We start from the raw sequence: 19505 nt of genomic DNA, 5'->3' as shown, positions 1-19505 counted from the left end.
AATGGTCCGGGGCAGCCCCTTTGTCAGGCCTTCGGGCGCTTACGCGTCCTTCGACAGGTTCGGGCCTGCGCCGCCTGCCGCCTGCTCGATCGGCGGGACGTCCGGCAGAGCCGACTTCTCCTCGCCGCGGAAGGTGAACTTCTTCTCCTCACCTTCGCCCTCGGTGTCCACGACCACGATGTGACCGGGGCGCAGCTCACCGAAGAGGATCTTCTCGGAGAGGATGTCCTCGATCTCGCGCTGGATCGTCCGGCGCAGCGGCCGGGCGCCCAGAACCGGGTCGTAGCCCTTCTTGGCGAGCAGCGACTTGGCCGTGGGGCTGAGCTCCAGACCCATGTCGCGGTCCTTCAGGCGCTCGTCCACCTTGGCGATCATGAGGTCGACGATCTGGATGATGTCTTCCTCGGTCAGCTGGTGGAAGACCACGGTGTCATCGACACGGTTGAGGAACTCGGGCCGGAAGTGCTGCTTGAGCTCTTCGTTGACCTTCGTCTTCATCCGCTCGTAGTTCGTCTTGGTGTCACCCTGCGCGGCGAAGCCCAGGTTGAACCCCTTCGAGATGTCCCGGGTCCCGAGGTTGGTCGTCATGATGATGACCGTGTTCTTGAAGTCCACGACGCGGCCCTGGGAGTCGGTCAGGCGACCGTCCTCCAGGATCTGCAGAAGGGAATTGAAGATATCGGGGTGGGCCTTCTCGACCTCGTCGAAGAGGACGACGGAGAACGGCTTCCGGCGCACCTTCTCGGTGAGCTGGCCGCCCTCTTCGTAACCCACGTATCCGGGCGGGGAACCGAAGAGACGCGAAACCGTGTGCTTCTCGCTGAACTCCGACATGTCGAGGGAGATCAGCGCGTCCTCGTCGCCGAAGAGGAATTCGGCGAGCGTCTTGGAGAGCTCGGTCTTACCGACACCGGACGGGCCGGCGAAGATGAACGAGCCACCGGGGCGCTTCGGGTCCTTCAGACCCGCTCGCGTACGGCGAATAGCCTGCGAGAGCGCCTTGATGGCGTCCTTCTGACCGATGACGCGCTTGTGGAGCTCGTCCTCCATGCGCAGCAGGCGGGAGGACTCCTCCTCGGTGAGCTTGAAGACGGGAATGCCGGTCGCCGTGGCGAGGACCTCGGCGATGAGCTCGCCGTCGACCTCGGCGACGACGTCCATGTCGCCGGCCTTCCATTCCTTCTCGCGCTTGGCCTTCGCGGCGAGCAGCTGCTTCTCCTTGTCGCGGAGAGAGGCCGCCTTCTCGAAGTCCTGGGAGTCGATCGCCGACTCCTTGTCACGGCGCACGCCCGCGATCTTCTCGTCGAACTCGCGGAGGTCCGGCGGCGCGGTCATCCGGCGGATGCGCATCCGGGAACCGGCCTCGTCGATCAGGTCGATCGCCTTGTCCGGCAGGAAGCGGTCCGAGATGTACCGGTCGGCCAGTGTCGCGGCCTGGACGAGGGCCTCGTCGGTGATGGAGACCCGGTGATGGGCCTCGTACCGGTCGCGCAGACCCTTGAGGATCTCGATGGTGTGCGGCAGCGACGGCTCCGCGACCTGGATGGGCTGGAAGCGGCGCTCGAGGGCCGCGTCCTTCTCCAGGTGCTTGCGGTACTCGTCCAGCGTCGTGGCGCCGATGGTCTGCAGCTCGCCTCGCGCCAGCATCGGCTTGAGGATCGAGGCGGCGTCGATCGCGCCCTCGGCGGCACCCGCACCCACGAGGGTGTGGAGCTCGTCGATGAACAGGATGATGTCGCCGCGGGTGCGGATCTCCTTGAGGACCTTCTTCAGACGCTCCTCGAAGTCACCGCGGTACCGGGAGCCCGCGACCAGCGCGCCCAGGTCCAGGGTGTAGAGGTGCTTGTCCTTGAGGGTCTCGGGCACCTCGCCCTTGACGATGGCCTGCGCCAGGCCCTCGACGACCGCCGTCTTGCCGACGCCGGGCTCGCCGATGAGCACGGGGTTGTTCTTGGTACGGCGGGACAGCACCTGCATGACCCGCTCGATCTCCTTCTCGCGCCCGATGACCGGGTCGAGCTTGGACTCACGAGCGGCCTGGGTGAGGTTCCGGCCGAACTGGTCCAGGACGAGCGAGGTCGAGGGGGTGCCCTCGGCCGGGCCGCCTGCTGTGGCGGCTTCCTTGCCCTGGTATCCGGAGAGCAGCTGGATGACCTGCTGCCGCACCCGGTTGAGATCGGCGCCCAGCTTCACGAGCACCTGGGCTGCGACGCCCTCGCCCTCGCGGATCAGGCCGAGCAGGATGTGCTCGGTGCCGATGTAGTTGTGGCCCAGCTGAAGAGCCTCGCGGAGCGACAGCTCCAGGACCTTCTTGGCACGGGGCGTGAAGGGGATGTGCCCGGACGGGGCCTGCTGGCCCTGGCCGATGATCTCCTCCACCTGCTGGCGGACCGCCTCGAGCGAAATCCCGAGGCTCTCCAGGGCCTTAGCGGCGACACCCTCACCCTCGTGGATAAGGCCCAGGAGGATGTGCTCGGTGCCGATGTAGTTGTGGTTGAGCATCCGGGCTTCTTCCTGAGCCAGGACGACAACCCGCCGCGCGCGGTCGGTGAACCTCTCGAACATCGTTAATCGCTCCTCAGAGCGGTCAGGCAGTAAGGGGTCGGTCCCCTCCCTGTCCTTCCGCAGCTTAGTCCCGCAAGCGGGGACCGCTCATTCCAACTGCCGACACCCGTAAGCGGCCTCCTGACCCCTGAACGCCGACAACTGCTCCAACCCGATGGTGCGAGACGATGTTCCCGCAGGCCAGGCAGATACCCTCACCTTGACTACGCCGATGGCGAACGTGAGACGGCCTGGCGAGCGTGTCGCCCCTCCCCACTAGGAATGTCTTACCCGCAAGCAGTGACACTCCATGCGGCGCGCGCAGGTTCCCTCAGCTACGGGCGAACAACCTTGCGCCCCCGACTGCGCCCGGACGCCCCCGATGCCGCTACCGGACGCATTCGCACGCACACTCTACGTAACTCGCGCACCGTCCCGGGAGTTCCCGGGGTATGGCCCTCACCGTCCCGCTCCCCCGCACGCCCGCCGACGACGGCCGCGCCCAGTGGTACGAGACCGAGCTCGGCTGGGCCGCGGCGGACTGCTTCCCCGTGCAACTGCTCACCGGGCTGCGCTTCGACGTGCTGGAACTGCCGGCCGACGCCGGGGCGGCCGTCCTGCGCCGCACGGACCTGGCGAGCCCTGTCGCCCTGATGGGGCACCGGATGCGCCTGCTGGTGGCAGCGGGCAGCGCGGACGAGGTGCCCGGACTGCTCGACTGGCTGGGATGGGGCGGAATCGCCCTGGACCTCACGGCCGCCGGCCCGGGAGGACGGATGACCGCCCCGCCGCCGCCCGGATGGCCCGGCTCGCGGGGGGCCGCCGTGTGGATGCGGCCCCCCGTGCCCGGGCGCGAGGTGGAACCGACACTTCCGGCGCTGGCGCCCTTCGGACGCAGCGCTGGAACCGGCCGGGGCACCGGCCCCGATCTCGTACGGCTCCTGGACACGATGGCGACGCAGTGCCACCGGGCCCGATTGCTGCGCAGGAATACGCAGCGGGTGAATGCAGGGCCGTTTACTCAGCCGTTGGCCTTCTCGTAGGCATCGCGGACCGTGGCGGGCACCCGGCCGCGGTCGTTGACCTCGTAGCCGTTCGCCTTGGCCCAGGCACGGATTTCCGCCGTGTCCTTGTTGCCGCTCGCGGCCGCACGGCCCTTGCCACGGCCGGACGCGGCGCGACCGCCGGTACGACGGCCGTTCTTCGCGTAGGGCTCCAGCAGACCGCGGAGCTTGTCCGCATTGGCGGTGGTGAGGTCGATCTCGTAGGTCTTGCCGTCCAGCGCAAACGTCACGGTCTCGTCCGCCTCGCCGCCGTCGAGGTCGTCGACAAGAAGGACCTGAACCTTCTGTGCCACCGGATTTCCTTTCATCGAAAATGCAGTACGCGGAAAGGAAACCGCTTTTCCTTGGAAAACACAAACCCTTGGCAGAGGTTCAGAACCTCGAGAACGCGGGAAACGTGCGCGATTCGGACATAGGGTTCCGGCTCTTCCCGGTGATCACAGGTGCAGAAGCATCCGGCTGTTGCCCAAGGTGTTCGGCTTCACTCGTTCGAGCCCGAGGAACTCGGCGACGCCCTCGTCATAGGAACGCAGCAGCTCGGCGTAGACATCTCCGTCGACCGGAGTCTCACCGATCTCCACGAAGCCGTGCTTGCCGAAGAAGTCCACTTCGAAGGTGAGACAGAAAACCCGTCGCACCCCGAGCCAGCGGGCTGTGTCCAAGAGCTTGTCGAGCACCAGATGCCCGATGCCGGCGCCCTTGTGGGCGGGATCCACCGCGAGAGTGCGGACTTCCGCGAGGTCTTCCCACATCACATGGAGCGCGCCGCAGCCGACGACGGTGCCGTCCTCGTCGTGTTCCGCGACCCAGAACTCCTGGATGGCTTCGTAAAGAGTGACCGTCGCTTTGTCGAGGAGGATGCCTTCACTCACGTACGGATCGACGAGACGGCGGACCTCGGGCACATCGGACGTCCTGGCCCGCCGGACGGTGATGGCATTTGCTGGGGCATAAGGCATGTCATGACGCTATCGCCCCGCGGCGGTACCGCCGTCGGCGACCTCGTCGCCCTGAACGATCCGGACGGCGGCTTGCAGGGACTCCCGCTGCTCGGACGACATCATCCCGAAGAAGGCGACAAGTGCGGCCGCGGGGTTGTCGCTCTTCGACCACGCCTCGTTCATCAGGGCGGCGGAGTAGGCGGCTCTCGTCGAGACAGCCGTATATCGATAGGCGCGGCCCTCGACTTCCCTCCGGACCCAGCCCTTCTGATGGAGATTGTCCATTACGGTCATGACCGTCGTGTAGGCGATGGACCGTTCCTGCTGAAGGTCTTCCAGGACTTCCCGGACGGTGACCGGCCGGTTCCATTGCCAGACGCGTGTCATGACGGCGTCTTCCAGGTCTCCCAATTGGCGGGGCACATCGCCACCATAGTGGGAGAAGGGGGAATGAGCGGTAATGACGTACAAAAAGGACGTACGGCTGGAGCTCTGCCGTACGTCCTGGTCGCGCGGGTGCGCGGGTGCTGCGTCGGGGCGGGTCAGACGTCCCGGCCGGCCTGGCGGGTGGACTCCGCACGGGCGATCGCGGCGTCCACGATCGCGTCCTCCTTGGCCTTGTTCGGGCCGCCCTGGCTCTTGACTATCGTCACGACCAGGACGGTGAAGAAGACGGCCATCACCACGGGGGGCAGGAGCGCGGATACGTAGTCCATGCCTCCCAGAGTAGCTAGCCCGCGGCGAGCTGTTCCGGCGGGGGCATCGGCCGGCGGCGCGGCGGAAACACCTCGGACGGCTTGGGCACCGGGCGCTCCCCCGGCTCGGGCTTGCTGGGCTGCGGCTTCCTCGGCTCCGGCCGGGGCTGCTGCTTCGCGTCCCCCGAGGCACGACCGCCGGGGAGGGCCAGCAGACGGGTACGCGGCGCGGGTGTGCAGCGGCCCGCCAGCCTGGCCCGTACGGACTGCTCGGCGAGCGCCTGACAGCGGTGCAGCACGGCCACGCCGACCGGATTGCCGCGCAGGGTGCGCAGGGCGGCGAGGTCCTCGGGACGCGGGTCGTAGCCGGTGGCCAGAGCGTCCTGGAGGAGCTCCAGATAGCTCGCCGCGGTGCCGGGGAGCGCGGAGCGGTACCGGCCGAGGTCGGCGAGGAGGAAGGCGCGCAGCCGGCCTGCCTCGCGGGACGCCTCGTCCACCGAGTCGGCCAGACGCAGGCAGGCCTGGACGTCCTCGTCGGGGAGGGGGACGGGATGGAGGGCAACGGCGAGGGCGCGTCGGAGCACACGCAGCTCGTCTGCGCTGAAGGCCATGCCGCCGCGGGAACCGTATGGCGTGGGCATGCACTGACAATACGTGCGAAATCGCTCAAATCGGTTTATTCACCCAACCCGGGCGTGCCCTTGTGTCTGTGCGGGGCGCCCGGTGGTGGGTGGGTCCGGGGTTCGGGTTCTCCGGAGGGGGTGTCCGGACGGCTTTCTCACCGCGGCCGTCGCCACAAGCACCTCGGCCAGAGCCACAAAGGCCCGAACCGAACAACCGGCCGCGCCACGAGAACCTCGGCCCGAGCCACACGCACCCGCACCGAACAAGCGGCTCAGCCACAAGGGCCCGAGCCACAAGCACCCCGCACCTACATCCGTGACACGTTCCGCTCGTACACCAGCCGCAGCCCGATCAGCGTCAGCCACGGCTCGTGCTCGTCGATCTCCGACGCCTCGCCCAGCACCATCGGCGCCAGACCCCCCGTCGCGATCACCGTGACCTCGTCCGCCTCGTCCGCCAGTTCGCCCTTCATCCGGCGCACCACGCCGTCCACTTGGCCCGCGAACCCGTAGACGATGCCCGACTGCATCGCCTCGACCGTGTTCTTGCCGATCACGCTGCGCGGCCGGGCCAGCTCGATCTTGCGGAGCTGCGCGCCCTTGACGCCCAGCGCCTCGACCGAGATCTCGATGCCCGGGGCGATCACACCGCCCGCGTACTCCCCCCGCGCGCTCACCGCGTCGAACGTCGTCGCCGTACCGAAGTCGACCACGATCGCGGGTCCGCCGTAGAGGTCGACCGCCGCGACCGCGTTGATGATGCGGTCCGCGCCGACCTCCTTGGGGTTGTCCATCAGGATCGGCACACCGGTCTTGATGCCCGGCTCGACGAGGACCGCGGGCACGTCGCCGTAGTAGCGGCGGGTCACCTCGCGCAGCTCGTGGAGGACCGAGGGGACGGTCGAGCAGATCGCGATCCCCTCGATGCCGTCGCCCAGCTCGTCCCCGAGCAGCGGGTGCATACCCATCAGGCCCTGGAGGAGGACGGCCAGTTCGTCGGCGGTGCGGCGGGCGTCCGTGGAGATGCGCCAGTGCTCGACGATCTCTTCCCCGTCGAACAGCCCCAGCACGGTGTGGGTGTTGCCGACGTCGATGGTGAGCAGCATCAGACGTCAGCCTCACGGAGGTCGAGGCCGATGTCGAGGATCGGGGAGGAGTGGGTCAGAGCTCCCACCGCGAGGTAGTCGACGCCCGTCTCGGCGTACGCCCGGGCGTTGTCGAGGGTGAGCCGCCCGGACGATTCGAGAGCGGCGCGGCCGGCGACGATCGCGACGGCCTCCTCGGTCTCCGCCGGGGTGAAGTTGTCCAGCAGGATGAGGTCCGCGCCCGCGTCCAGGACCTCGCGGACCTGGTGGAGGGTGTCCACCTCGACCTCGATCGCGAGGTCCGGGTAGGCGTTCCGTACGGCCTTGAAGGCCGCCGCGACGCCGCCCGCGGCCACCACGTGGTTGTCCTTGACCAGGGCCGCGTCCGAGAGGGACATGCGGTGGTTGACGCCGCCGCCGCAGCGGACGGCGTACTTCTCCAGGGCCCGCAGTCCCGGGGTGGTCTTGCGGGTGTCGCGGACCCGCGCCTTCGTGCCCTCCAGCGCGTCCGACCAGGCCCGCGTCGCGGTCGCGATGCCGGAGAGGCGGCACAGGATGTTCAGCGCGCTGCGTTCACCGGTGAGCAGGTCACGGGTGTCGGCGGTGACGGAGAGCAGCTTCTGGCCGGCCTCGACGCGGTCGCCGTCGTCCACATGGCGCTCGACGGTGAACGCGTCCGAGCACACCACCGACAGCACCGCCTCGGCGACCTGGAGGCCGGCAACCGTGCCGGCCTCGCGGGCGGTGAAGTCGCCGGTGGCGACGGCGTCCTGGGGAACGGTCGCCAGGCTGGTCACGTCCGCGCCGCCGTCGAGGTCCTCGCTGAGGGCGAGGTGGGCGATGTCCTCGACCTGTACGGGGTCCAGGCCCGCGTCGGCGAGCATCGCGGCGAGGGCGGGGTCGAGCCCGCACTCCAGCTCGTCGTACCCCTCCTCCCCGCCGGCACAGCCGCAGGCGTCCCCGCAGCCCCCGGAGGACTCGGCCGGGGCGCCGATCTGGATCAGGGGTACGTCCACGGGACGCGGACGTTCTTCGGGCGTGCTCACGGTTGGTGCTCCCTGGGGGCGTCGGGGACGGTGGCGGCGGAGGTGGCGGGGAACGCGGTGCTCTCGGTGCGGCGGACGACGAGGCTGCGGTCGGGCTCGATGCGGATCACCAGATGGCGGCGCCAGGTGGTGTCGTCCCGGTCGGGTTGGTCCTCGCGCCAGTGGCAGCCGCGGGTCTCCTCGCGTTCGAGGGCGGCGGCGGTCAGGACGCGGGCGACGCACAGCAGGTTCGAGGTCTCCCAGGACTCCACGCCCGGCTCGGCCGTCTTGGCGGGGCCCTCCTGGCCCTCGACGGCCGCGCGGTGGACACCTTCCAGTGCGGCGGCGGCCTCCGTCAGGCTGGCGGCGGAGCGCAGGACGCCCGCGCCCTGCGACATGATCCGCTGGATCTCGACGCGCGCCTCGGGGGCGATCAGCGGCAGTTCCGACGGGCTGGCAGGAGCGACGGGCTCGCCGGCGGAGAGCGGTGCGCGCGAGGCGATGTCGGCCGCGATGCGCTCCGCGAAGACGAGGCCTTCCAGCAGGGAGTTGGAGGCGAGCCGGTTGGCGCCGTGGACACCGGTGCAGGCGACCTCGCCGCAGGCGTACAGCCCCGGGACCGTGGTGCGGCCTCGCAGGTCGGTGCGTACGCCGCCGGAGGCGTAGTGGGCGGCGGGGGCGACCGGGATCGGTTCGGTGACCGGGTCGATGCCGTGGGCCCGGCAGGCCGCGAGGATGGTCGGGAAGCGCTGTTCCCACATCCGGGCCCCGAAGTGGCGGGCGTCCAGATACATGTGGGCCGCGCCCTGTTCCTGCATCCGGCGCATGATGCCCTTGGCGACGATGTCGCGGGGCGCCAGTTCGGCGAGTTCGTGTTGGCCGAGCATGAAGCGGGTGCCGGCGGCGTCGACGAGATGGGCGCCCTCTCCGCGGACGGCCTCCGAGACGAGCGGCTGCTGGCCCTCGGAGTCCGTCCCGAGGAACAGCACCGTCGGGTGGAACTGGACGAACTCCAGGTCGGAGACCTCGGCCCCGGCTCGCAGCGCGAGTGCCACACCGTCGCCGGTGGAGACCGCGGGGTTGGTGGTGGCGGAGAAGACCTGGCCCATACCGCCGGTGGCGAGGACGACGGCCGGGGCGTGGACGGCTCCGACGCCGTCGTGCTGGCCCTCGCCCATGACGTGCAGGGTGACTCCCGCCGTACGGCCTTCGGCGTCCGTGAGCAGGTCCAGGACCAGGGCGTTCTCGATGGTGCGCAGGCCCCCGTCGCGGACGGCCTCGACCAGTGCGCGGGAGATCTCGGCGCCCGTCGCGTCGCCTCCGGCGTGCGCGATACGGCGGCGGTGGTGGCCGCCCTCGCGCGTGAGCTCTATCTCGCCGGCGGCGGAGGTGTCGAAGTGGGCGCCGGTGGCGATCAGCCTCCGCACGGCGTCCGGGCCTTCGGTGACCAGGGCCCGGACCGCCTCCTCGTCGCACAGTCCGGCGCCCGCGACGAGGGTGTCGTCCAGGTGCTGGTCGGGGGTGTCGCCCTCACCCAGCGCGGCGGCGATGCCGCCCTGCGCCCAGCGGGTGGAGCCGTCGTCCAGGCGGGCCTTGGTGACCACGACCGTGGAGAGCCCGGCGGCGGCGCAGCGGAGCGCGGCGGTCAGGCCGGCGACGCCCGAGCCGACCACGACGACGTCGGCGGCGATGGCCCAGCCGGGCGCGGGGGCGTTCAGCCGTATGCCGGTCACGTGGAGACTCCGAACGTCAGGGGAATGTTGTCGATCAGGCGGGTGCCGCCGACCTTCGCGGCGACGGCGATGATCGCCTCGCCGTGGTGGTCGTCGGAAATCTCGGCGAAGGTGGCCGGGTCGACGAGGGCGAGGTAGTCGAGGGCGAGCGGCGGAGTGAGCCGCGCGGCCTCGTCCAGGACGGTGCGCGCCGCGGTCCGTACGGCGTCGGCGCAGCCGGGACCTGCCTGGGCGACGGCCGCGGTGTCGGCGGCGGCGCGCGCCTCCCCTATGGCCGAGAGCGCGGCGGCCCGGGCGAGCGTGCCGGCGGTCGCCTCGGCGCGGGCGTGCAGTGCCTGCTGGGCGGCGAGGCGGTCACGGGCCGCGAACAGGGCCCGGGACAGGGAGAGCGCGGTGATCCGCTCGGCCGGGGAGAGGTAGCGGTTGCGGCTGGAGAGGGCGAGACCGTCCTCCTCGCGCACGGTCGGTACGCCGACGATCTCGACCGGGAAGTTCAGGTCGCGCGCCATCCGGCGGATCAGCGCGAGCTGCTGCGCGTCCTTCTGGCCGTAGAGAGCGATGTCGGGGCGCGTGAGGTGCAGGAGCTTGGCGACGACGGTGAGCATGCCGTCGAAGTGGCCCGGCCGGGACGCCCCTTCGAGACGCTCGCCCATGGGGCCGGCGGAGATCCTGACCTGGGGCTCTCCGCCGGGGTACACCTCGTCGACGGAGGGCGCGAAGACGATGTCGGCGCCTGCGGCCTCGGCGGTCGCGAGGTCGGCGTCGAGGGTGCGGGGGTAGCGGGCGAGGTCCTCGCCCGCGCCGAACTGCAGCGGGTTGACGAAGACCGTGACGACCACCGAGCCGGTCGGGCCGACGAGGTCGCGGGCGGAGCGTACGAGCGAGGCGTGGCCCTCGTGCAGGGCGCCCATGGTCATCACGACGGCGCGGGTGCCGCCCACGGCCCTCAGGGTGTGCAGTTCGTCGGCGGTCGTCACCATGCGGAAGCTCATCGCGCGTCGTCCTCCGCCAGCACACCGAGGAGGTCCTCGGCCAGCTCCGGCTTGAGCAGCCCGTGGGCGAGCGCCCGGTCGGCGGTGGTGCGGGCCATCGCGAGATAGCCGGCGACGGTGCCCGGCGCGTGCTTGCGCAGCTCCGCGACGTGCGCCGCGACGGTGCCGGCGTCTCCGCGGGCCACGGGGCCGGTGAGGGCGGCGTCGCCCGATCGCAGGGCGTTGTCGAGGGCCGCGCCGAGCAGCGGTCCGAGCATCCGGTCGGGGGCGGCGACCCCCGCCGTACGCAGCAGCTCCATCGACTGTGCCACCAGGGTCACCAGGTGGTTGGCGCCGAGGGCGAGGGCCGCGTGATAGAGCGGGCGGGCCTCCTCCTCGATCCACTCGGGCTCGCCGCCCATCTCGATGACCAGCGCCTCGGCGGCGAGCCGCAGCTCCTGCGGGGCGGTCACCCCGAACGAACAGCCGGCCAGGCGCTGGACGTCCACGCTCGTGCCGGTGAAGGTCATCGCGGGGTGCAGGGCGAGAGGCAGCGCGCCGGCCCGCAACGCCGGGTCCAGCACGCCCACGCCGTACCGCCCGGAGGTGTGCACCAGCAGCTGTCCCGGGCGGACGGCACCGGTCTCGACGAGGCCTTCCACGAGGGCGGGCAGGGCGTCGTCGGGGACGGTCAGCAGGACCAGATCGGCGCGGGCGAGGACGTCGGCGGGCGTCACGATGGGCACGTCGGGCAACAGGACGGCGGCTCGTCGCACCGAGGCGTCCGAGACTCCGGAGACCGCTACCGGGCGGTGCCCGGCGAGCTGGAGCGACGCCGCCAGCGCCGGTCCGACACGGCCCGCTCCGACGACGCCGACGGTCAGGCGTGCGGGGCGGTCCCGCGGGTCGAGCGGTTCCTGTGGTGCTGTGGCATTCACGCGGTGGGGGCCTTCCGTTCCAGTCCGCGGGGGGTACCGGACGATTTCCCGTCATGCTACGCCAGCAGGGCCCCCGCTCTTCCGGTTGTCCACAGGCTGTGGGGAATGATCGAGGGGTGACTGACACCGGCGAACAGGACGAGCGGCGGCGCAGGCTGGCCGCGTGGCGCGGATCGGACCGGGTGCTCTGGCGAGCGTCCGCCGATCACCGGATCCAGGAGCGGCTGACGGCCCTCGCGGCGGATGCCGGCCAGGTCTACGACCTGGACGACTGGACCGATGTGTACGGCAACGGGGTGGTCGCCGAGCTGGAGCGGCGGGTGGCGCGGCTGCTCGGGTTCCCCGAGGCCGCGTTCTTCCCGACCGGGACGATGGCGCAGCAGGTGGCACTGCGGTCCTGGGCGGGCCGGACGGGGAACAGCACGGTCGCGCTGCATCCCACGGCCCACCCGGAGATGCACGAGCGCGGCGCCTTCTCGGCGGTGAGCGGGCTGCGGACGGTCCACCCGACGACGGAACCGAGGCTGCCGACGGCGGAGGAGATCCAGGACTTCGAGGAGCCCTTCGGGGCCCTGATGCTGGAACTGCCGCTGCGGGAGGCGGGTTTCGTCCTCCCGTCGTGGGACTCGCTGGTCGACGTGACGGAGGCGGCGCGGGAGCGGGACGCCGTCGTCCACTTCGACGGCGCGCGGCTGTGGGAGTGCGTGACGCATTTCGGCCGCCCGCTGGACGAGATCGCCACGCTCGCGGACAGCGTGTACGTGTCCTTCTACAAGTCCCTCGACGCGCTCTCCGGCGCCGCGCTGGCGGGCCCCGCGGACCTGATCGCGGAGGCCCGCGCCTGGCGGCACCGGTACGGGGGCCTGATGTTCCAGCAGTACCCGGCGGCGCTGTCGGCGCTGCTCGGACTGGAGCGCGAACTGCCGCGGCTGCCGTCCTACGTGGCGCACGCGAAGACCGTCGCCGCGGCGCTGGACGAGGGCCTGCGCGAGAGCGACGCCCCTTGGTTCCGCGTGCACCCGCAGATTCCGCACACGCACCAGTTCCAGGTCTGGCTCCCGTACGACGCGGACGCGCTGAACGAGGCGGCGGTGGCCCAGGCGGAGGAGACGGGGGTGACGCTGTTCCGCCGATGGTTCTCGGACGGCTCTCCGCCGGGGCTGTCGGTCACGGAGGTGACGGTGGCGTCGCAAGGGCTGGAGTGGTCGGCACAGGACGTGAGGGAGGCGCTGAAGGGGTTTCTGGGGCGGGTGGGGTAGGAGCGGCGGGCGGCGGACAACGCCCACGGCTGCGGGGGCCCGGTCAGGTCCGGCAGGTCCTGCGGGCACGGCACCGCCCGCGCACCCTGCGCGTCAGCCGTTACGCGCCCTGGGTCGCTCCGCTGTGTGGAGCCTCGCCCGCAGGGTCCGCAGGAGGCCCGGGCCGCGGGCCATCTCCGCCCCCAGTTCGCGGGCGACCTGCCAGTCGTGCACGCCCGGCTGCGGCGGAGGCGGGGTGCCGAGGACGGAGGCGCGGTAGCTGTCGATCATGTGCTGCTGCATGGCGTTCATGTCCTCAACGCTGCGCCGGTCCCCCACCGCCCGTCGCGCCGATTGACGAGCCGCGTCAACCGGCGGTCGGACGATTGCGCGCACCCCGCACCATGGGACCTGTGAGCGTGACCATCGACATCAGCGGGCTCCCTCAGGAGCGCATCGTCTTCGACATCTCTCCCCTCGCCGAGCTCGGCGTCGCCCTGCACGCGCTGGCCGAGCCGGCGCACCATCCGGGCCTGCACGGCTGGGCCACGGCCACCGCCGCCGGGCTCAAGCCCGATCTCGCGGACCGCCTGCACGAGGCGGACTTCCTGTGGCGGTCCACCTTCTCCGACGTCTTCATGCCGTTCGCGGGGCTGCCCGCGACCCTCGGCGGCGCGGGTGGCCGCACGGGCGCGACGATCGCCGAGGAGCTCGACCTGCTCGACCGCCTCGACGACGAGCGGTTCGTGTCGGCGGCGCTGGAGTTCACCTGCGCCAGTACGTACGGAATCGCCGGCCCGTCCGCGCTGGCCGACCCCGCCCGGCGGGAGCGGGCGCTCGAACTCGCCGCCACCCGCGGACCCAAGCAACTCGACTTCACCCGGCGGCTGCTGGACGACCCGGCGTCCGTGCGCGCCTGGGTGCGCAGGCTCTTCGAGGACTGCGACCAGGCCTTCTTCGCCGACACCTGGCGCCGCGTCGCACCGCAACTGGCCGCCGACGCCCGGCACAAGACCGAACTGCTGCGCCACAAGGGCCTCGCCGACGCGCTGTACGACGTCTCCCCGGCGCTCACGGTGGACGAGGACCGGACCCGTATCAGCGCCGACAAGCTGGCCGACGGGCGGACGACGGCCGTCGACCCCTCGGTGGGCGCCGGACTCTCGTTCGTGCCGTCGAGCTTCGGCTGGCCGCATCTGATGGTGCTGCACGCGCCGGGCTGGCGGCCGGTGATCCACTACCCGGTCGGCTCGCCCGGACTGCCCGGCCCCGCGCCCGTCGAGCTGCTGAAGCTGCGGATGGAGGCGCTCGCCCACCCCATGCGGATGCGGCTGTGCCGCAACCTGGCGCGCGCCGCGTACACGACGAGCGAGCTGGCGGACGCGTACAACATCACCGCGCCGGAGGTGTCACGGCATCTGTCGGTGCTGAAGAAGGCCGGGCTCGTCTCCACGCGCCGGCGCGGCCGGTACGTCCTGCACCAGCTGGACGTCTCCGCGGTGGCGCGGCTGGGCAGCGACTTCCTGGAGACGGTGCTGCGCTAGCCGAATTCGGGCGCCGGGCCGTCCGGCGGAGAGGCCGTACGCGGCTGTCGGTCGCGGCGGATGTGCCGGATCCCCGTCCCCGCCGTGCGCGCGTCAGGAAGCCGCTCCGCCGCCCGCGCGTACCAGGCCCGTCTCGTAGGCCAGCACGACCACCTGCACCCGGTCGCGGAGGTTCAGCTTCGTCAGGATGCGGCCCACATGGGTCTTCACCGTGGCCTCCGACAGCACCAGCCGGGCCGCGATCTCGCCGTTCGACAGGCCCTGGGCGACCAGCAGCATCACCTCGCGCTCCCGGTCCGTGAGCCGCTCCAGCTCCTTGTGCTGCGGCTCGCTTCCGCTGCTCGGCAGCATCGGGGAGAAGCGGTCCAGGAGGCGGCGGGTCGTCGAGGGGGCGACGACCGCGTCCCCGCTGTGGACCGAGCGGATCGCACCGAGCAGTTCGGCGGGCGGCACGTCCTTCAGCATGAAGCCGCTCGCGCCCGCCTTCAGCCCGGAGAACGCGTACTCGTCCAGGTCGAAGGTGGTCAGGATCAGCACCTTCGGAGGGTTGGGCGCGGCACAGATCCGCCGCGTCGCCTCGACGCCGTCGAGCCTCGGCATACGGACGTCCATCAGCACCACGTCCACGGCCGTGGCCCGCAGGTTCTCGATCGCCTCGGCCCCGTCGCCCGCCTCCGCGACGACCTCCATGTCGGGCTGGGCGGCGAGCACCATGCGGAATCCCGTGCGCAGCAGCACCTGATCGTCGACGAGCATCACACGGATGGACATGGCAGCGGGGTCCTCGGTCTCTCGGGGCTGTGGGGTCTGGAGCGGGAGTGAGCCGGTACGGGTCGGGACTGTCGGGCCGGGTCGCACGGCTAGTGGGCGGGCTTGAGGGGCAGCAGGGCGCTGATCCGGAAGCCGCCGCCGGGCCGCGGCCCGGCGTCCAGCGTGCCGCCGACCATACCGACGCGCTCCCGCATGCCGATGAGCCCGTGGCCGCGCCCGTCGGCGCCGCCGTCCTCGTACAGCTCGTGCGCCGAGCCGCGGCCGTCGTCCTCGACCAGCAGTCCGAGACCGTCGTCGAAGTAGACCAGCCGCACACTGGCTCCGGCTTCCGGGCCACCGTGCTTGCGCGTATTGGTCAGCGCCTCCTGCACGATGCGGTACGCGGTGAGTTCGACGCCGCTCGGCAGCTGCCGGGCCGTTCCCTCGATCTTGAAGTCCACCGTCAGACCCGAGTGGCGCACCTGCTCCACGAGGTCCTCGATCTGCTGCACATCGGGCTGCGGGACGTACTCACCGCTCTCCGGGGCGTCCCCGGTGCGCAGGACTCCCAGCAGCCGGCGCATCTCGGCGAGCGCTTGGCGGCCGGTGGTGGAGATCGTCTCCAGCGCCTGTTTGGCCTGGTCGGGCGCGGCGTCCAGCACATAGGCCGCGCCGTCGGCCTGGACGACCATCACCGAGACGTTGTGCGCGACGACGTCGTGCAGTTCACGGGCGATGCGGGCGCGTTCCGCGGCGACCGCGACCTTCGACTGCGCCTCGCGCTCCTTCTCCAGCCGCGTCGCGCGCTCCTCGAGCTGGTCGAAGTACGCGCGACGGGTGCGTATCGAGTCGCCGAGCACCCAGGCCAGCGCGAACGGCACGCTCAGCACGACCGTGAAGAAGACCTTGCCCCAGGTGCCGGTCTCCTCCATCGGCCAGCGCAGCTGCGCCAGGGTGGCCGCGGACAGCCCGCCGACGAGGGCCAGCCGGGACGCCCAGGGCGACCGGTCGTGCGCGGCGACGGTGTAGATGATCACCAGCATCGCGAAGTCGGCAGGGTTGACCTGGATGTCCAGCACGAGCTGGGCGACCCCCAGCGCGGCCGTGAGGACCAGCATCTTCTCCGGCATACGACGGCGCAGCGCCACGACCAGGCTGAGCAGCAGCACGACCAGTGCCGCCGTCCACTTGTCGCCGACCCCGACCGGAACCGTGGCCGCCCACAGCAGGGAGATCCCGCCGAGCACGACAGCCCAGAAGGTGTCGACGCCCGTCGGGTGTCTGCGGATGAAGTCATAGAGGCGCTGCACGTAACCCAGAGTAGGGAACGTACATAGGTGCAGGGGTCAACCGGCAGAGCGATCCGGTGGGCGGAGGCGTACTCCGCAAGGTGGAGACTTGGGCCCGTGACGGATGAGACGTGTCAGTGGCCGGGTTGGCGGGAAGCCGCGCGGAGCGCGCTCTACGGGCCGGGCGGCTTCTATCTGCGGCCCGAGGGACCGGTGGGACATTTCCGTACCTCCGTGCACGCCTCCCCGCTCTTCGCCGCGGCCGTCGCGGCACTGCTGCGGCGCACGGCGGACGAACTGGCGACATCCGGGGACCTGACGTTCGTCGACATGGGCGCGGGCCGCGGCGAGCTGGCCGCCGGTGTGCTCGCGGCGCTTCCGGCGGACTTCCCGGTACGGGCGTACGCCGTGGAGAAGGCGGCACGCCCCGAGGGCCTCGACGACCGCATCGCGTGGGTGGCGGAGCCTCCGGCCGGTGTTCAGGGGCTGCTGTTCGCCAACGAGTGGCTCGACAACGTGCCCGTCGACGTCGCCGAGGCGGACGAGGACGGCGTCCCGCGGCTGGTCCTCGTGGGACCGGACGGCAGCGAGCGGCTCGGCCCGCCGGTCACCGGCGCGGACGCCGCATGGCTGGACCGCTGGTGGCCGCTGAAGGAGCCCGGCAGCCGGGCGGAGATCGGCCGGCCGCGCGACGAGGAGTGGGCGCGGGCGGCCGGCACACTGCGGGCGGGGCTCGCGGTCGCGGTGGACTACGCCCACACGGCCGGGTCACGGCCGCCGTTCGGCACCCTGACGGGCTTCCGGGAGGGCCGGGAGGTACGCCCGGTCCCCGACGGCAGCTGCGACCTCACGGCCCATGTGGCGCTGGACGCGTGCGCGCTGCCGGGGGCGGAACTGACGACGCAACGGGAGGCGCTGCGCACGCTCGGCGTCTCGGGCACCCGCCCGCCCCTGTCCCTCGCCTCGACGGACCCGGCCGGTTACGTCCGTGCGCTGTCGCAGGCGGGCGAGGCGGCGGAACTGACGGCCCACGGCGGCCTGGGCGACTTCGGCTGGCTGCTCCAGCGCGTGCCGGGGGCGGCGGGGGCGGCCGGGGCCGCCGGGGATTGAGGCACGGGTCCGGGGCCGCCGGGTACGGAAGCGCGGGCACGGTCCGTGCGCGGGGCGCGGCCGGGCGGGTGGGACCCGGCCCCGGCCCCGGTCCGCCGGGGATCCAGATCGGCGCCGACGGGGACTGGGGCATGGTCGGGGCCGCCGGGTACCGAAGCGCGGGCACGTTCCGAGGCTGACGGGACCGAAGCGCGGGGCGCGGCCGGGCGGGTGGGACCCGGCCCCGGGCGGAGGGGATCCGCCCCGGGCCGCCGGGACTGAGGCGCTCCGAGGCCGACGGGTACCGCAGCGCGGAGCGCGGCCGGGCGGGCGGGCGTGCGGGCGTGCGGGCGGAGGGATCCGGCCCCGGGGCGGAGGGGATCCAGCCCGGGGCCGCCGGGGACTGAGTCGCGGGTCCGGGCCACCCGGGGACTGGGACACGGTCCGAGGCCGACGGGTACCGAAGCAGGGGGCGCGGCCGGGAGAGCGGGATCCAGCTCGGGGCAGGGCCGGGCGGGTGGGATCCGGCCCGGGGCCGCCGGGGATCCGCCCCCGGGCCGTCGGGACTGGGGCGCGGTCCGGGCCGCCGGGCACTATGGCACGGCTTGAGGCCGACGGGTACCGAAGCGCGGAGCGCGGCCGGGCGCGCGGGCGGGCGGGATCCAGCTCGTGGGCGGAGGGATCCCGCCCAGGGCCTGAGTCGCGGTCGCGGCCGCCCGGCCCGTCGGCCCAGGGGATACGGGCCGGGGCCCGGGGACCCGTGAGGTCCCGTACCCCGTCGGGGATACTGGCGCCATGACGGAGACGACGGTCGGCATCGGCGGCGCGGCGGAAAGCACCGACATGGTGCTCAACATCGGCCCGCAGCACCCCTCCACGCATGGCGTCCTCCGCCTCCGCCTCGTTCTCGACGGCGAACGCATCCAGCACGCCGAACCGGTCATCGGCTATATGCACCGCGGCGCCGAGAAGCTCTTCGAGGCCCGCGACTACCGCCAGATCGTGATGCTCGCCAACCGCCACGACTGGCTCTCCGCCTTCTCCAACGAGCTCGGCGTCGTCATGGCCGTCGAGCGCATGCTCGGCATGGAGGTCCCCGAGCGCGCCGTGTGGACCCGTACGCTCCTCGCCGAACTCAACCGGGTCCTCAACCACCTGATGTTCCTCGGCTCGTACCCGCTCGAACTCGGCGGCATCACACCGGTCTTCCACGCGTTCCGTGAGCGCGAGGAGCTCCAGACCGTGATGGAGGAGGTCTCCGGCGGCCGGATGCACTACATGTTCAACCGGGTTGGCGGCCTCAAGGAGGACCTCCCGGCGGGGTGGCTCGGCCGCGCCCGGCACGCCGTCGCCGACGTCCGCTCGCGCATGGACATCTACGACAACCTGGTCCTCGGCAACGAGATCTTCCGCGGCCGCACCCGCAGGGTGGGCGTCCTGTCCCCCGAAGCGGTCCACGCGTACGGCGTGAGCGGTCCGATCGCCCGCGCGTCCGGCGTCGACTTCGACCTGCGCCGCGACGAGCCCTATCTGGCGTACGGGGAGTTGCAGGACACCCTGAAGGTGGTCACCCGGAGCGAGGGCGACTGCCTGGCCCGCTTCGAGGTGCTGCTGGAGCAGACGCACAACGCGCTGGCCCTGGCGGACGCCTGCCTGGACCGCATCGAGACCCTCCCGCCGGGACCGATCAACCAGCGGCTGCCCAAGGTGCTGAAGGCGCCCGAGGGGCACACCTACGCCTGGACCGAGAACCCGCTGGGCATCAACGGCTACTACCTCGTCTCCAAGGGCGAGAAGACGCCGTACCGCCTCAAGCTCCGCTCGGCGTCGTACAACAACATCCAGGCGCTCACCGAGCTGCTGCCGGGCACGCTGGTCGCGGACATGGTCGCGATCCTCGGCTCGCTGTTCTTCGTCGTCGGCGACATCGACAAATGAGACGGGCGGCCGGCGGAAACCGCCGACCGCCCGTGACG

The 19505-nt window shown here is 71.7% G+C and carries 19 protein-coding genes; 5 read left to right on the top strand and 14 right to left on the bottom strand.

Annotated features, from left to right (window positions below):
- Window positions 1–39: 39 nt before the first annotated feature.
- Window positions 40–2565 carry an ATP-dependent Clp protease ATP-binding subunit gene (locus OHA05_RS20235; protein ID WP_313944929.1) on the bottom strand — a complete coding sequence of 842 codons (2526 nt, stop codon included), beginning with the start codon at window positions 2563–2565 and terminating at the stop codon, window positions 40–42.
- A 431-nt stretch (window positions 2566–2996) separates the two neighbouring features.
- On the opposite strand from OHA05_RS20235, the gene OHA05_RS20230 reads away from it, so the two are divergent.
- Complete coding sequence (locus OHA05_RS20230; protein ID WP_328861360.1) at window positions 2997–3587, top strand: SCO3374 family protein; 591 nt, start codon at window positions 2997–2999, stop codon at window positions 3585–3587.
- Here the strand turns inward: OHA05_RS20230 and OHA05_RS20225 are convergent.
- From OHA05_RS20225 to OHA05_RS20180, 10 genes are all read right to left on the bottom strand, one after another.
- Window positions 3566–3901 (bottom strand): histone-like nucleoid-structuring protein Lsr2, encoded by a 336-nt coding sequence (locus OHA05_RS20225; protein WP_313944931.1) that lies wholly within the window; start codon window positions 3899–3901, stop codon window positions 3566–3568. The genes OHA05_RS20230 and OHA05_RS20225 overlap by 22 nt on opposite strands.
- Window positions 3902–4045: 144 nt before the next feature.
- Window positions 4046–4567 (bottom strand): amino-acid N-acetyltransferase, encoded by a 522-nt coding sequence (locus OHA05_RS20220; RefSeq protein ID WP_313944932.1) that lies wholly within the window; start codon window positions 4565–4567, stop codon window positions 4046–4048.
- A gap of 9 nt (window positions 4568–4576) precedes the next feature.
- Entirely contained in the window at window positions 4577–4972 is a 396-nt protein-coding gene (locus OHA05_RS20215; protein WP_313944933.1) for a BlaI/MecI/CopY family transcriptional regulator, read from the bottom strand.
- A gap of 119 nt (window positions 4973–5091) precedes the next feature.
- Window positions 5092–5265: a hypothetical protein gene (locus tag OHA05_RS20210; RefSeq protein ID WP_313944934.1), complete on the bottom strand. Its 174-nt coding sequence runs from the start codon at window positions 5263–5265 to the stop codon at window positions 5092–5094.
- A gap of 14 nt (window positions 5266–5279) precedes the next feature.
- Window positions 5280–5855, bottom strand: coding sequence for a hypothetical protein (locus OHA05_RS20205; RefSeq protein ID WP_313948919.1), 576 nt, complete (start codon window positions 5853–5855; stop codon window positions 5280–5282).
- A 320-nt stretch (window positions 5856–6175) separates the two neighbouring features.
- Complete coding sequence (locus OHA05_RS20200) at window positions 6176–6973, bottom strand: type III pantothenate kinase (RefSeq protein WP_327681671.1); 798 nt, start codon at window positions 6971–6973, stop codon at window positions 6176–6178.
- Window positions 6973–7998, bottom strand: a complete 1026-nt coding sequence (nadC, locus tag OHA05_RS20195) for a carboxylating nicotinate-nucleotide diphosphorylase (RefSeq protein ID WP_313944936.1) — start codon at window positions 7996–7998, stop codon at window positions 6973–6975. The genes OHA05_RS20200 and nadC overlap by 1 nt, the downstream gene beginning before the upstream one ends.
- A complete protein-coding gene (locus OHA05_RS20190) occupies window positions 7995–9710 on the bottom strand; it encodes an L-aspartate oxidase (protein ID WP_328861359.1) in 1716 nt (571 codons plus the stop codon). The genes nadC and OHA05_RS20190 overlap by 4 nt, the downstream gene beginning before the upstream one ends.
- A complete protein-coding gene (gene panC, locus OHA05_RS20185) occupies window positions 9707–10702 on the bottom strand; it encodes a pantoate--beta-alanine ligase (RefSeq protein WP_443043725.1) in 996 nt (331 codons plus the stop codon). The genes OHA05_RS20190 and panC overlap by 4 nt, the downstream gene beginning before the upstream one ends.
- Window positions 10699–11619 (bottom strand): Rossmann-like and DUF2520 domain-containing protein, encoded by a 921-nt coding sequence (locus OHA05_RS20180; protein WP_313944939.1) that lies wholly within the window; start codon window positions 11617–11619, stop codon window positions 10699–10701. The genes panC and OHA05_RS20180 overlap by 4 nt, the downstream gene beginning before the upstream one ends.
- 116 nt (window positions 11620–11735) lie before the next feature.
- Here OHA05_RS20180 and OHA05_RS20175 point away from each other — a divergent pair, with 116 nt between their 5' ends.
- Complete coding sequence (locus OHA05_RS20175) at window positions 11736–12878, top strand: threonine aldolase family protein (protein WP_313944940.1); 1143 nt, start codon at window positions 11736–11738, stop codon at window positions 12876–12878.
- 93 nt (window positions 12879–12971) lie between these two features.
- On the opposite strand, the gene OHA05_RS20170 is transcribed toward OHA05_RS20175, so the two are convergent.
- Window positions 12972–13169, bottom strand: coding sequence for a hypothetical protein (locus tag OHA05_RS20170; RefSeq protein ID WP_328861358.1), 198 nt, complete (start codon window positions 13167–13169; stop codon window positions 12972–12974).
- Window positions 13170–13276: 107 nt separating this feature from the next.
- Here OHA05_RS20170 and OHA05_RS20165 point away from each other — a divergent pair, with 107 nt between their 5' ends.
- Window positions 13277–14401: a DUF5937 family protein gene (locus OHA05_RS20165; RefSeq protein WP_313948920.1), complete on the top strand. Its 1125-nt coding sequence runs from the start codon at window positions 13277–13279 to the stop codon at window positions 14399–14401.
- 93 nt (window positions 14402–14494) lie between these two features.
- Here the strand turns inward: OHA05_RS20165 and OHA05_RS20160 are convergent, their stop codons facing one another.
- Together OHA05_RS20160 and OHA05_RS20155 are read right to left on the bottom strand one after the other, a co-directional pair.
- Window positions 14495–15172 carry a response regulator transcription factor gene (locus tag OHA05_RS20160; RefSeq protein WP_313944942.1) on the bottom strand — a complete coding sequence of 226 codons (678 nt, stop codon included), beginning with the start codon at window positions 15170–15172 and terminating at the stop codon, window positions 14495–14497.
- 89 nt (window positions 15173–15261) lie between these two features.
- Window positions 15262–16461: a sensor histidine kinase gene (locus OHA05_RS20155; RefSeq protein ID WP_313944943.1), complete on the bottom strand. Its 1200-nt coding sequence runs from the start codon at window positions 16459–16461 to the stop codon at window positions 15262–15264.
- A 96-nt stretch (window positions 16462–16557) separates the two neighbouring features.
- On the opposite strand from OHA05_RS20155, the gene OHA05_RS20150 reads away from it, so the two are divergent.
- A complete protein-coding gene (locus tag OHA05_RS20150; RefSeq protein ID WP_328861357.1) occupies window positions 16558–17550 on the top strand; it encodes an SAM-dependent methyltransferase in 993 nt (330 codons plus the stop codon).
- A 774-nt stretch (window positions 17551–18324) separates the two neighbouring features.
- On the top strand, window positions 18325–19467 hold the full coding sequence (locus OHA05_RS20145) for an NADH-quinone oxidoreductase subunit D (RefSeq protein ID WP_313944944.1): 1143 nt from the start codon (window positions 18325–18327) through the stop codon (window positions 19465–19467).
- Window positions 19468–19505: the final 38 nt, after the last annotated feature.

It is taken from the genome of Streptomyces sp. NBC_00306, from assembly GCF_036169555.1.
GTDB classification, from domain to species: Bacteria; Actinomycetota; Actinomycetes; order Streptomycetales; family Streptomycetaceae; genus Streptomyces; species Streptomyces achmelvichensis.
The sequence above is the reverse complement of the archived record's forward strand: the minus strand, read 5'-3'. Positions and strand labels throughout refer to the sequence as shown.

What these genes read in the sequence shown, in the direction of transcription:
- OHA05_RS20235 (WP_313944929.1), bottom strand. Translation starts at nt 2,565, where the DNA reads ATGTTCGAGAGGTTCACCGACCGCGCGCGGCGGGTTGTCGTCCTGGCT.
- OHA05_RS20230 (WP_328861360.1), top strand. Translation starts at nt 2,997, where the DNA reads ATGGCCCTCACCGTCCCGCTCCCCCGCACGCCCGCCGACGACGGCCGC.
- OHA05_RS20220 (WP_313944932.1), bottom strand. Translation starts at nt 4,567, where the DNA reads ATGCCTTATGCCCCAGCAAATGCCATCACCGTCCGGCGGGCCAGGACG.
- OHA05_RS20210 (WP_313944934.1), bottom strand. Translation starts at nt 5,265, where the DNA reads ATGGACTACGTATCCGCGCTCCTGCCCCCCGTGGTGATGGCCGTCTTC.
- OHA05_RS20205 (WP_313948919.1), bottom strand. Translation starts at nt 5,855, where the DNA reads ATGGCCTTCAGCGCAGACGAGCTGCGTGTGCTCCGACGCGCCCTCGCC.
- OHA05_RS20200 (WP_327681671.1), bottom strand. Translation starts at nt 6,973, where the DNA reads ATGCTGCTCACCATCGACGTCGGCAACACCCACACCGTGCTGGGGCTG.
- panC (WP_443043725.1), bottom strand. Translation starts at nt 10,702, where the DNA reads ATGAGCTTCCGCATGGTGACGACCGCCGACGAACTGCACACCCTGAGG.
- OHA05_RS20170 (WP_328861358.1), bottom strand. Translation starts at nt 13,169, where the DNA reads ATGAACGCCATGCAGCAGCACATGATCGACAGCTACCGCGCCTCCGTC.
- OHA05_RS20160 (WP_313944942.1), bottom strand. Translation starts at nt 15,172, where the DNA reads ATGTCCATCCGTGTGATGCTCGTCGACGATCAGGTGCTGCTGCGCACG.
- OHA05_RS20145 (WP_313944944.1), top strand. Translation starts at nt 18,325, where the DNA reads ATGACGGAGACGACGGTCGGCATCGGCGGCGCGGCGGAAAGCACCGAC.